Source organism: Streptomyces sp. NPDC007991, assembly GCF_042958445.1.
Classification (GTDB): domain Bacteria; phylum Actinomycetota; class Actinomycetes; order Streptomycetales; family Streptomycetaceae; genus Streptomyces.
On the sequence record NZ_JBIBJD010000029.1, the window covers coordinates 1 to 11535 of the forward strand.

Below are 11535 nucleotides of genomic sequence, written 5' to 3' on the forward strand. Positions count from 1 at the left end.
CAGCGGCTCGGAGGTGGTGACCATCTCCCGCAGCGGATGGCGGGCCAGGACCTCGTCCACCTCGGGCGTCAGCGCCGCCGCCAGCCGCGCCGCCGGGGGCAGCGCGTCGTCGCGCAGCGCCTGCGCGGCGTCGAGCAGCACATCGCGGCCGGCTTCCCTGGGGACGCCGGCCGCCGCTCGCTCGTGGAGTTCGGCGCCCTCTTCGAGGACGAGACCGGGGTCGATGCCGGCCGGCACTTTTATGCCCGCCGTGTGGCGCCAGGTGGCCACCGGGTCGCTCCAGGCCTCCACCCGGTACGTCCAGCGGCCGACGGCATCCGCGGTGACCTCGGCGCCCCAGCGGTCGCTGCCCGGGGCCAGTTCGCGCATCGGCGTCCACGGGCCGGGGCGGCCCTCAGGATCCTTCAGGACGACATTGGCGGCGACCGCGTCATGCCCCTCCCGGAACACGGTGGCGGTGACCTCGAACGTCTCTCCCACGACAGCCTTGGCCGGCCGGTTGCCGCTCTCCACGGCCGGCCGGACGTCCCGTACCGGGATGCGGCCGATGGCCCGGGTCCTCCTCATGGTCCTCACCTCCACCGTGCTCGAAAGCCGGGCCACGGGCCCGGTTCAGGGGACGAGATGTGCGGGAAGGCGGCTACCGTCCCGCGGGGGAGCGCCGCTCCGCCGCCGGCGGTCTTCGCCGGACCGCGGTGGCCGGACGGGGCCGGTCGTTCTGTTCCCGCACACAGGTGACCTGGGGTTCCTGCGCGAAGGCGGCCTGCGGTTCGAGGTGGTTCGTGCGCAGATACCGCTCGGCCGCGTCCGCCGCCTCCCGCGCGCAGCGTTTGCCCATCAGCACACAGAGCGTGTAGCCGGAGTCCTCGAACGTGGTCCGCACCGTGCGGTCGTTCGGTGCCGCGAGCATCACGCGTTCCCAGGCCCGGTAACGCCGCAACTGCCGGGCGACTTCGGCTTTGGCGGGTAGCAGCATGGCGCCGATCACCTTTCGGGCTTCGAGGGGCACGGTCTCCCGACGGTCGGACGGCGGCCGTGCACACAGCGGCACGGATCCGTAACGGCGATCGAGTTCTTCACACATGGTGCACGGGTGACGACGCAGCGTCTTGTTGGATCCTCAACCAATAGCGGCCGAGCTGAGCCGCACACGCCCACGAAGTGCTCACATGGGCGCTCAGCCACCTCAACTGTGCGCTCGTGTTGCACGAACGGGCTAGCACCCTCACGCTGAGGGTGACTCAGAAGCGATACGTGCTCACGTTCCGTGTTCGGGGCTCGTCCCGCAGGACCGCGGGAGCGAGAAGGAGCTGAGCTTCGCGGTGAGGAGCCGACCGATGAAGACCGCAGTGCCCTGCTACTACCACCTCGACGTGGAAGTCAGCCCGGAACGGGTGGGACAGGTCAGCCGCATTCTGGCCGCTCACCTGAAATTCTGGGACCTGGACAACCTGATCCAGCCCGTCTGCGGCGGTGCCGAGATGCTGCTGAAGGCCATCGACGAGCACGCCACGGACAAGAACACGTCGATCGAGATGTGGTGGAACGGCCAGCATCTGATCACCGCCATCGGGGACAACGACCGCGCTCTGCGCCCGGACCAGGAACTGCGTGGCTGCCTGGAGCACCTCGCGGCGATGAGCGACGGCTGGGGCTGCTGCGCCACCGAGACCGGCAGCAAGGTCATCTGGTTCTCGCAGCGCGCCCGGGCCGGCGAACGCGTCCCGCTGGTGCCGACCGCGCCCGCCCCGCACCTCAGCGAGGGCCTCGACGTGCCCCGCGAGGTGCGCGTCGCCCAGCTGGCCGGCCCGGCCGGCACCCCGGACGAGGTCCTGGAGGACGCCCGGTGACCCGGCGGCAGACCCGGAAAGGGGCGTCCGCGTGGAGCGGACGCCCTTACCCGCTGGGCGCCGAGTACGACGGGGAGGGCACCAACTTCGCGCTCTTCAGCGAGGTCGCCGAACGCGTCGAGCTGGTCCTCGTCGACGACGACGGCACCCACACCCGGGTACCACTGACCGAGGTCGACGGCTTCGTCTGGCACGGCTACCTCCCCGGCGTCGGCCCCGGCCAGCGCTACGGCTACCGCGTGCACGGCCCCTGGGCCCCGGCCGCCGGCCACCGCTGCAACCCGGCGAAGCTGCTCCTCGACCCCTACGCGCGCGCGGTCGACGGGCAGATCGACAACCACCCCTCCCTCTACGAACGCAACCCGGACGGCCCCGACCCGGCCGACAGCGCCGGACACACCATGCTCGGTGTGGTGACCGACCCGGCCTTCGACTGGGGCGACGACACCCGGCCCTGCCGGCCCTACGCCGACACGGTGATCTACGAGGCGCACGTCAAGGGCCTGACCCGCACCCACCCCGAGGTGCCCGCGGAACTGCGCGGCACCTACGCCGGGCTCGCCCACCCCGCGGCCGTCGAGCACCTCACTTCGCTCGGCGTCACGGCGGTGGAGCTGATGCCGGTGCACCAGTTCGTCCACGACGGTGTGCTGCACGACCGCGGCCTGGCCAACTACTGGGGCTACAACACGATCGGCTTCTTCGCGCCGCACAACGGCTACGCCGCCCACGGCACCCGCGGCCAGCAGGTCGCCGAGTTCAAGTCGATGGTGAAGACCCTGCACGCGGCCGGGCTCGAGGTGATCCTCGACGTGGTCTACAACCACACCGCCGAGGGCAACGAGAAGGGCCCCACCCTGTCCTTCCGCGGCATCGACAACTCCTCGTACTACCGCCTGGTCGACGGCGACTGGGAGCACTACTACGACACCACCGGCACCGGCAACAGCCTGCTGATGCGCCACCCCTACGTGCTCCAGCTGATCATGGACTCGCTGCGGTACTGGGTCACCGAGATGCATGTCGACGGCTTCCGCTTCGACCTCGCGGCCACCCTGGCCCGGCAGTTCCACGAGGTGGACCGGCTGTCGGCGTTCTTCGACCTGATCCAGCAGGATCCGGTGATCAGTCGCGTCAAGCTGATCGCGGAGCCGTGGGACGTCGGCGAGGGCGGCTACCAGGTGGGCAACTTCCCGCCGCTGTGGTCGGAGTGGAACGGCATGTACCGCGACGCTGTGCGCGACTTCTGGCGCGGCGAGGACCACACGCTCGGCGAGTTCGCCTCCCGGCTGACCGGCTCCTCCGACCTGTACCAGCACAGCCGGCGCCGGCCCCGCGCCAGCGTCAACTTCGTGACCGCGCACGACGGGTTCACCCTGCGCGACCTCGTCTCCTACAACGACAAGCACAACGAGGACAACGGCGAGGACAACCAGGACGGCGAGAGCACCAACCGGTCCTGGAACTGCGGCGCCGAAGGCACCACCCGCCATCCGGCCGTCCTGCAGCTGCGCGCCCGCCAGCAGCGCAACTTCCTCACCACGCTCCTGCTCTCCCAGGGCATCCCGATGCTCTGCCACGGCGACGAGCTCGGGCGCACCCAGCGCGGCAACAACAACGCCTACTGCCAGGACAACGAGATCTCCTGGATCGACTGGCGGCTCACCGAGGAGCAGCGCGGCCTGCTGGAGTTCACCCGGTACGTCATCCGGCTGCGCACCGGGCACCCGGTGCTGCGCCGGCGCCGCTTCTTCCTCGGCGAGACCATGACCCGCGCGGACCAGCCGCTGCCCGACCTGGTGTGGCTGGCGCCGGACGCCCAGGAGATGACCGACGACGACTGGCAGCGCGGCGACGCCCACTGCGTCGGGGTCTTCCTCAACGGCGACGCCATCGCCGAACCCGACCCGCGGGGCCGCCCCGTCGTCGACGACTCGTTCCTCCTGCTGTTCAACAGCCACTGGGAGCCGGTCGGCTTCCGCCTCCCGGACGCCGCCTACGGCGAACGCTGGACGGCCCTGATCGACACCGCCGCCCCGGAGGGCTCGCCCGACGAGGCGGAGCACAAGGCGGGCACGATGCTGACGGTCGACGCACGCAGCCTGGTGCTGCTGTCGCGGCCGGCCCGCACCAAGGCCGGCTGACCTACGAGCGGCCCCGGCGCGCCGTCACCGTGAACTGCGCGCCGTCGTGGTCGCGCAGGACGGCCTCGTCGCTGCCCTTGGACAGCACGCTGCCACCGTGCAGTTCCGCGGCCCGGGTGCAGGCCTCGACATCGTCGACACTGAAGTGGACCTGCCAGTGCGGCCGGATCGTCGGGTCGGGGGCCGCCTCCAGCGCCCCCGACTCGATCCGCGCCACCACGTCACCGCGGCTGCGCAGCACGACCTCCCCGCCCTCGTAGTGGACCTCGCAGCAGCCGGGGCTCTCCGACGCCCAGTCGAGGATCTCGCCGTAGAAGATGGCGGCGTCGAAGGCGTCCCGCGTGTGCAGCGTGATGAAGGCCGGCTGTGCGTTGCGCCAGGTCTCCCAGTCGGTGAACAGGTCGCCCTCCCAGATCCCGAAGGACGCCCCGTCCCGGTCGGCCAGCAGCGCCGCCCGCCCCGGCGGCAGCGAGATCGGCCCGACCGCGACCGTGCCCATGCGCTCCTGCACCCGCGCCACCGCGTCGTCCGCGCTGCGCACGGCGAAGTACGGCGTCCACGCGACCGCCATCTGCCACATGCTGGCCACCCCCGCGATCCCGGCCACCGGCGAGCCGTCCGCCAGCGCGATCCGGAAGCGGTCGCCGAGTTTCGCCGGCCGCCATTGCCAGCCCAGCACGGCCCCGTAGAACTCCTCGGTCGCCTCGACGTCCCTGCTGGTCAGGCTCACCCAGCACGGTGCGCCGAACACGGAGTGTGAAGAGACGACGTCCTTCGTGCCGGACGGGGTGGGGATGTCGTGGTTCATGGCAGTCGCGTCCTGATCTCGTCGGCCTGGCACCACCGGAGGAATGACACCAGTGTCCAACCGGAACCCCCGTGGGCGCCTGCCGAGTACCCCGGCGACGGTGGCAAAACGGTGAGGTGGACCGGCCCGGACCGCCCCGGTGGCACCGGGCGGGCCGAGTGACGACGATGGAGGCGTCGGACACTGCGTCAAGGCACTCAAGCACCCCACGAGGCCGTGGGGACGGCGGCGCACCGGACCCGGAGGTGACCATGCCCACGGACGGGGGCTCGGAGCGGATCTTCGAGTTGCAGGAGGAAGTCCGGCAGCTGAAGGAGGCGGTCGCCTCCCACGCGGTCGTGGACCAGGCGATCGGGATGATCGTCGTGCTCGGCCGGATCTCGCCCGACCAGGGCTGGGCCGTCCTCAAGGAGGTCTCCCAGCACACCAACATCAAGCTCCGCAACGTCGCGGAACTGATCCTCGTCTGGGGACGCACGGGGGTGATGCCCCCGGAGATACGGGCCGAGCTGGAGGAAGCCCTCGACCGCGCCGGACCGGCCCAGATCCCCGAGGCGCCGCCGGAGCAGTGATCCCCCGGCGGCGGCGCCGGCGAAGGGCGGTCACCTGGCCTCGGTCAGCAGTTCCTCGCGCAGATGGGCGAAGCAACTGCTCAGCAGCCGGGAGACGTGCATCTGCGAGATACCGAGCTGCTCCGCGATGCGGCTCTGCGTCATGCCCTTGAAGAACCGCAGATAGAGGATGATCCGCTCGCGCTCCGGCAGCGCCTCCAGGCAGGGCTTGACGGCCACCCGGTTGACGACCGTGTCGAAGGCCGGGTCCGGCCCGCCGATCGCGTCCCCGAGGGCGTAGCCGTCCGTGCCGGGCATCTCCGCCTCCAGCGACAGGGCGGAGAAGCACTCCAGCGCCTCCATGCCGGTGCGCACCTCGCCCTCGGTGAGGTGGGCGTACTCGGCGATCTCGGCGACCGTGGGGGAGCGGCCGGGGGTGGTCTGCGACAGCTCCTTGGCGGTGTGCCGCACCCGGTTGCGCAGGTCCTGGACCCGGCGGGGGACGTGCAGCGTCCACATGTGGTCGCGGAAGTGGCGCTTGATCTCGCCGGTGACCGTCGGCACGGCGTAGGCCTCGAAGGCGTGGCCGCGCGCCGGATCGTAGTGGTCGACGGCCTTGACGAGACCGAGGGCCGCCACCTGGTAGAGATCCTCCAGGGCCTCGCCCCGGCCCCGGAAGCGGACGGCGATCCGCTCGGCCATGGGCAGCCAGGCCTCGACCAGCTCGTCGCGCAGGGCCTTGCGCTCGGGCCCCTCGGGCAGCCGCGCGAGACGTTCGAACGCCGCGGCGGTGTCGGGAGCGTCGTCGTGGGGGTGCGTTCTGGTGCTGCCGGCGATACGCATGGTGCGCACCTCCCTGAGCATGTGCCGAAAGGACAGACACCGTGGGGGCGCACGGGCTCGGACCTCTCGGAGGGCACCGGGGCCCGGGCGTCTCCCACGGACGTGCCTCCGGTCCGAAGCACTTCATCGCCCGTTCCCGGGCGGGGAGACCACGAAACAATTCCGACAATACGCCCATTCATGTGCATGGGCCTTTCCGGGAGGCGCTGCCGTTTCACGTCCGTCTCTTGACCCCGCCTTGGGCCGATTACCTCTGTCACAGAGCTAATCTGGCCGCATGGAGCCGGAGACCTTCCCCGAAGAGCTGGCCGACGCGCTCGTCGGGGTCCAGCGGCCGATGCGGCGCCGCCTGCGCCGCGAGATGCCCGACCCTCGGCTGCGCGGCGCCGAGGTGGAGCTGCTGCGCCTGGCCGTGACGCGGCCCGGCATCGGCATCTCCGACGCGGCCAAGGACCTGGGGCTGGCGGCCAACTCGGTGTCGACCCTGGTCAACCAGCTGGTGCGGGCGGGCTATCTGGTCCGCGAGACCGACCCGGCCGACCGGCGGGCCGCCCGGCTGCTGCCCACGCCCGCCGCCGGGACCCGGCTGCGCGAGTGGCGCCGCCGCCGCGCCGACCTTCTGCGACGCCATGTGGCGCGGCTCGACGAGGCGGACCGCCAGGCCCTGCACGCCGCGATCCCGGCCCTGCGCAAGCTGGCCGGCACCCTGCACGAGGAGGCCGCGGAGTCATGACGCGGGACACCGGACGACCACCGGCCGACGCCGTCGTCTGCACCGGGCTCGTCCACGCCTTCGGCGCGACCCGGGCCGTGGACGGACTCGATCTCACGGTCCGGCAGGGCGAGGTCTTCGGACTGCTCGGCCCCAACGGCGCCGGCAAGACCACGGCCATCCGCTGCCTCACCACCCTGCTGCCGGTGCCGGCCGGCACGGTCCGTGTCTTCGGGCACGACGCCGCCGGCGAGCGCATGGCCGTCCGCCGTCTGCTCGGATACGTGCCCCAGCAGCTCTCGGCGGACGCCGGACTCACCGGGCGGGAGAACGTCGCCCTGTTCGCCCGGGTCTTCGACGTGCCCCGCCGGGAACGGGCCGAACGCGTCGCCCAGGCCCTGGCAGCTGTCGACCTCACCGACGCCGCCGACCGGCTCGCCGCCACCTACTCCGGCGGCATGGTCCGCCGGCTCGAACTCGCCCAGGCCCTGGTCAGTGCCCCGCGGCTGCTGATCCTCGACGAGCCCACGATCGGCCTCGACCCGATCGCCCGCACCGGCGTCTGGGACCACATCGAAGCGGTCCGCGCGGCCACCGGCATGACCGTGCTCGTCACCACTCACTACATGGACGAGGCCGACCAGTACTGCGACCGGGTCGCCCTGATGCACCGCGGCCGGATCCGAGCCCTCGGCACCCCGGCCGAGCTCAGGGAAGGACTCGGCGCCCGCCGCCGCGCCGCGGGCGCGGCCACGGACACGCTGCCCACGCTGGAGGACGTCTTCCGCGAGGTGGCCGGCAGCGGTCTCGACGACGAGGCAGGAGATTTCCGCGATGTCCGAAGCACCCGCCGCACCGCTCGCCGGGTCGGCTGACCCCGCCCCCGGCCACCGCATAGACCTGCTGCTCAAGCCCCCCCGGCCGCGCGCCGGCTGGCGGCTGCTGCCCGCCCGCGTCGGCGCGATGTGCGCGGTCGAACTGCAGAAGCTGCGCCACGACCGCACCGAGCTCTACACCCGGGCGGTCCAGCCGGCCCTCTGGCTGCTGATCTTCGGTCAGACCTTCACCCACATCAGGGCCATCCCCACCGGCGGCATCCCCTACGTCGACTACCTGGCACCCGGCATCATCGCCCAGTCCGCGATGTTCATCGCCATCTTCTACGGCATCCAGATCATCTGGGAGCGCGACGCCGGCATCCTCAACAAGCTCCTCGTCACGCCGACCCCGCGCTCCGCGCTGATCACCGGCAAGGCCTTCGCGGCGGGCGTCAAGTCGCTCGTCCAGGCGGTCGTGGTGCTCCTCATCGCCGCCCTGCTCGGCGTGGCGCTGACCTGGAACCCGCTCGAACTGCTCGCCGTCGCCGCGATCGTCGTCCTCGGCTCGGCCTTCTTCTCCTGCCTGTCGATGACCATCGCCGGCATCGTCCTCAGCCGCGACCGCCTCATGGGTTTCGGGCAGGCCATCACCATGCCGTTGTTCTTCGGCTCCAACGCCCTGTACCCGGTGTCCGTGATGCCGGGCTGGCTCCAGGCGGTCAGCAAGGCCAACCCGCTCAGCTACGAGGTCGACGCCCTGCGCGGTCTCCTCCTGGGCACACCGCACCACCTGGCCTCCGACTTCGCCGTGCTGTGCGTGACCGCCGCGCTCGGCGTCGGTGCCGCTTCGGCCCTGCTGGGCCGTCTGGCCCGTTGATCTTCACTCTGGGAAGTGATGTGCGGCACGCCGCCGCAAGCGCTTTCTCCATATGTCTCCGGATAACCGCTGGGCACGGCTTGATCACCGATCAAAAGGGATGAACTGCCAGGCCACAGCGCATTCTGCTCATTTGACAGTGCGCTCGGACCACAGATAGGAAGCAGCTTCCAGAGGTCGAGAGGGTGCAGCGTGTACGAGCCGAACGTGGTCGGGGACTGGCAGGAGTACGACGAGCATGCCGGTCTGCGCGTCCGCGTCCACCGTCTGGAACTGGCCGAGCCGCCGCGTGGCCGGGACGACGCCGCCGAGGGGCTGACGTACTTCAGTCTCCGTGTGACCGTCGAGAACCGCGGCAGCCGGCATCTCGGCATCCATCTCGAGGACGGACAGATCGACGTGCGTCTCGGCCCGGACGGCGAGAGCGCCTTCCTCGACTGGCGCAACTCGCAGTTCATCGAGGGCTTCGACGTCTACCCGCTGCGCCGGGCCACCGCCGTGCTGTACGCGGCCGGCGCCGAGGCGTCCCTCAGCCTCGTGGACGTCCAGGTCCAGCTGCGCGTCGAGGAGGAGTGGGCCGACCGCCGGCTGTGGTCGGGCGGCATCGGCGCGCACGAGGGTCCCGCCGGGGCCCAGCAGGGCGCCCTGCGCGACAGCCTGGCGCACCAGGTGAGCGTCTTCCTCCAGAACCAGGCGGGGGAAGGCACCGCCTGATCCGGCGTCAAGGCGTCCCGCGGGTCAGTGCGGGATGCCGTCGATGATCTCGCGGGCACCCTGGCGCAGCAGGGCCACGGCGACCGAGGTGCCGAGCGTGGCCGGGTCGAGCCGGCCCGCCCACTCGTGGGCGTTCAGCCGGGTCTTGCCGTCCGGGGTGAACACACAGGCCCGCAGGGAGAGTTCGCCGCTGCGGTCGACCTGCGCGAACCCGGCGATGGGGCTGTTGCAGTGGCCCTGCAGCACATGCAGGAACATGCGCTCGGCGCTGGTCTCCCGGTGGGTGTCCGGGTCGCCCAGACCGCTCACCGCGTCGATCAGGTCGGCGTCGTCCTCCCGGCACTGGAGCGCCAGCACGCCCGCGCCGATGGGCGGCATCATCGTCTCGGTGGAGAGGATCTCGCTGATGACGTCCTGCCGGCCGATGCGCTCCAGGCCGGAGACCGCGAGCAGCAGGGCGTCGGCCTCTCCGGCGGCCAGCTTCGCCAGGCGCCGGTTGGCGTTGCCCCGGAACGGCACGCACTGAAGATGCGGGTGCGTGGCGGCCAGTTGGGCGACCCGGCGCACCGAGGAGGTGCCGATCCGCGTCCCGGCCGGCAGCTCGTCCAGGGTGAGCCCGCCGGGGTGGATCAGGGCGTCCCGGATGTCGTCCCGCTTGAGGAACGCGGCGAACACCGTCCCCGCCGGGAGCGGCCGGTCGGCGGGCACGTCCTTCACGCAGTGCACGGCGAGATCGGCCTCACCGGCCAGCAGCGCAGCGTCGACCTCCTTGGTGAACGCGCCCTTGCCCTCGACCTGGGCCAGATCACCCATCCACTTGTCGCCGGTGGTCTTCACCGGTACGACCTCGGTGCGCACTCCGGGGTGGGCGGCGGCCAGCTCGTCCCGGACTCGCTCCACCTGGGCGAGTGCCATGGGGGAGTCGCGGGAGACGATACGGATCAGTTCGGGGACGGACATGCCGACACGATAGACCCTCCCGGGGACTCGATCGTGCCGTACCTCCCCCCGAACGCCCTTCGGCGTACGTCAGTTCAGGACGAGCGGCTCGCTCAGTTCGACCGCCCGCAGGGCGGCGGCCAGCGCCCGCTCGTCGCCCACGTCGAGGGCGGTGTCGGTGAGCTTGATGACGTGTTCGTCGCCGTGCGCGAGGGCCCGTTCCAGCACCTCCTCGGCGGTGCGGCCGGGAGCGGGGACGTGGGTGAGGGGTTCGGCGTGGGCGTACATGGCGGTGACCGCCGCGGACGCGGTCCACGCCGCGTGCAGGCTCGGTGCCCACAGCTCGCGCGGCAGGGAGCCGAGGGTGCGCAGCACGGCGTTGGGCGCCGTCGCAGCGTGCACCAGCATCGTCTCCTCGCCGTGGCCGTGGGTGGCGTATCGATGGGTCGCGGCCCGGACCAGTTCGGTCAGGCGTTCCCGTGCCGTGTCCGGGTCGGTCACGTCGCCGGCCCACCGCGGCAGCCGTCGTACGGCGGCCAAGCGGTCGGGGAAACCGCCCCGGGGGTCGGCGATCGGCGGCACGGCGTCCAGGGACCGCGCCGCGCCCGACGCGGCGGGCAGCACGGCGATGCCGGACACGGGACGGTGCCGGGCCGCCCAGTAGCCCAGCCCGTGGGCGAGCTCGGCGAGGCGCGGGGCGTTCTCGCCGGCTTCCAGCGCCCGTACGGCGTGGCCGACGCGGATGACGGGGTGCGTGGAGCCGCCGTACACCCCGGGCAGCAGCCGTGGCCACCAGAGCGCGAGGACGTCCCGCCAGGGCCGCTCGGCGAGGGCGTGTCCGAAGTACCCGATCCAGTCGGCGGCCCGGCGCGGATCCCCCAGCGCCGCACGCCAGTTGACGTCGGTCACCGGTGCCACGGGCGCGGGGAAGTCCTCCAGCCTGGGCCGGTACAGATCCAGCCAGCGGTGCACGGCGCCCGCCTGCCCGTGCGCGGCCAGCGCCTCCACCACCATGGGGGCGTGGTTGGTGAGCCGGCCGAGCCGCTCCGGCCCCGAGGCGTGGAGCCGTTCGAGGGCTTCGTCCAGTGTCCCGGTCGTGTCGTGTGCGTCCATGGACGGGACGCTATGCGGCCGCCCCGCGCCGGCGGATCGGACGCGGGGCGGAAGCCGGACCCGGCCGGTGACCTAGGTGTTCTGTCCACGGAGGTTGGTGACAGCGATCACTGGAGAGTGATCTTGAACGAGTGAGGGCCTTCCGGGTTCGGTGTGGATTGCGACA

13 protein-coding genes are annotated in these 11535 nt (G+C 71.8%); 7 read left to right on the forward strand and 6 right to left on the reverse strand.

Annotated features, from left to right (window positions below; translation table 11 throughout):
• Together ACFZDA_RS41425 and ACFZDA_RS41430 are read right to left on the reverse strand one after the other, a co-directional pair.
• Positions 1-567: maltotransferase domain-containing protein (locus tag ACFZDA_RS41425; protein WP_391091720.1), on the reverse strand; the 567-nt coding region annotated here is incomplete at its 3' end.
• A gap of 73 nt (positions 568-640) precedes the next feature.
• A complete protein-coding gene (locus tag ACFZDA_RS41430; RefSeq protein ID WP_391091722.1) occupies positions 641-976 on the reverse strand; it encodes a DUF5133 domain-containing protein in 336 nt (111 codons plus the stop codon).
• 361 nt (positions 977-1337) lie between these two features.
• Between ACFZDA_RS41430 and ACFZDA_RS41435 the strand changes: the two genes are divergently transcribed.
• Positions 1338-1850, forward strand: a complete 513-nt coding sequence (locus ACFZDA_RS41435) for a pep a2 (RefSeq protein ID WP_391091723.1) — start codon at positions 1338-1340, stop codon at positions 1848-1850.
• Complete coding sequence (gene glgX / locus ACFZDA_RS41440) at positions 1847-3994, forward strand: glycogen debranching protein GlgX (protein WP_391091725.1); 2148 nt, start codon at positions 1847-1849, stop codon at positions 3992-3994. Before ACFZDA_RS41435 ends, glgX begins: the two co-directional genes overlap by 4 nt.
• A gap of 1 nt (position 3995) precedes the next feature.
• Here glgX and ACFZDA_RS41445 read toward each other — a convergent pair whose 3' ends face one another.
• Positions 3996-4802 carry a VOC family protein gene (locus ACFZDA_RS41445; protein ID WP_391091727.1) on the reverse strand — a complete coding sequence of 269 codons (807 nt, stop codon included), beginning with the start codon at positions 4800-4802 and terminating at the stop codon, positions 3996-3998.
• A 251-nt stretch (positions 4803-5053) separates the two neighbouring features.
• Here ACFZDA_RS41445 and ACFZDA_RS41450 point away from each other — a divergent pair, with 251 nt between their 5' ends.
• Positions 5054-5374: an ANTAR domain-containing protein gene (locus tag ACFZDA_RS41450; protein WP_391091729.1), complete on the forward strand. Its 321-nt coding sequence runs from the start codon at positions 5054-5056 to the stop codon at positions 5372-5374.
• A gap of 30 nt (positions 5375-5404) precedes the next feature.
• On the opposite strand, the gene ACFZDA_RS41455 is transcribed toward ACFZDA_RS41450, so the two are convergent.
• Entirely contained in the window at positions 5405-6196 is a 792-nt protein-coding gene (locus ACFZDA_RS41455) for a SigB/SigF/SigG family RNA polymerase sigma factor (protein WP_391091741.1), read from the reverse strand.
• A gap of 277 nt (positions 6197-6473) precedes the next feature.
• Between ACFZDA_RS41455 and ACFZDA_RS41460 the strand changes: the two genes are divergently transcribed.
• From ACFZDA_RS41460 to ACFZDA_RS41475, 4 genes are all read left to right on the forward strand, one after another.
• A complete protein-coding gene (locus tag ACFZDA_RS41460) occupies positions 6474-6929 on the forward strand; it encodes a MarR family transcriptional regulator (protein ID WP_391091730.1) in 456 nt (151 codons plus the stop codon).
• Positions 6926-7783, forward strand: coding sequence for an ATP-binding cassette domain-containing protein (locus ACFZDA_RS41465; RefSeq protein ID WP_391091732.1), 858 nt, complete (start codon positions 6926-6928; stop codon positions 7781-7783). The genes ACFZDA_RS41460 and ACFZDA_RS41465 overlap by 4 nt, the downstream gene beginning before the upstream one ends.
• On the forward strand, positions 7743-8603 hold the full coding sequence (locus tag ACFZDA_RS41470; protein WP_391091734.1) for an ABC transporter permease: 861 nt from the start codon (positions 7743-7745) through the stop codon (positions 8601-8603). The genes ACFZDA_RS41465 and ACFZDA_RS41470 overlap by 41 nt, the downstream gene beginning before the upstream one ends.
• 192 nt (positions 8604-8795) lie before the next feature.
• Positions 8796-9317, forward strand: coding sequence for a hypothetical protein (locus ACFZDA_RS41475; RefSeq protein WP_391091736.1), 522 nt, complete (start codon positions 8796-8798; stop codon positions 9315-9317).
• A 24-nt stretch (positions 9318-9341) separates the two neighbouring features.
• Here the strand turns inward: ACFZDA_RS41475 and hemC are convergent, their stop codons facing one another.
• A complete protein-coding gene (gene hemC / locus ACFZDA_RS41480) occupies positions 9342-10277 on the reverse strand; it encodes a hydroxymethylbilane synthase (protein WP_391091738.1) in 936 nt (311 codons plus the stop codon).
• Positions 10278-10346: 69 nt separating this feature from the next.
• Positions 10347-11369, reverse strand: a complete 1023-nt coding sequence (locus ACFZDA_RS41485) for a questin oxidase family protein (RefSeq protein ID WP_391091740.1) — start codon at positions 11367-11369, stop codon at positions 10347-10349.
• Positions 11370-11535: the final 166 nt, after the last annotated feature.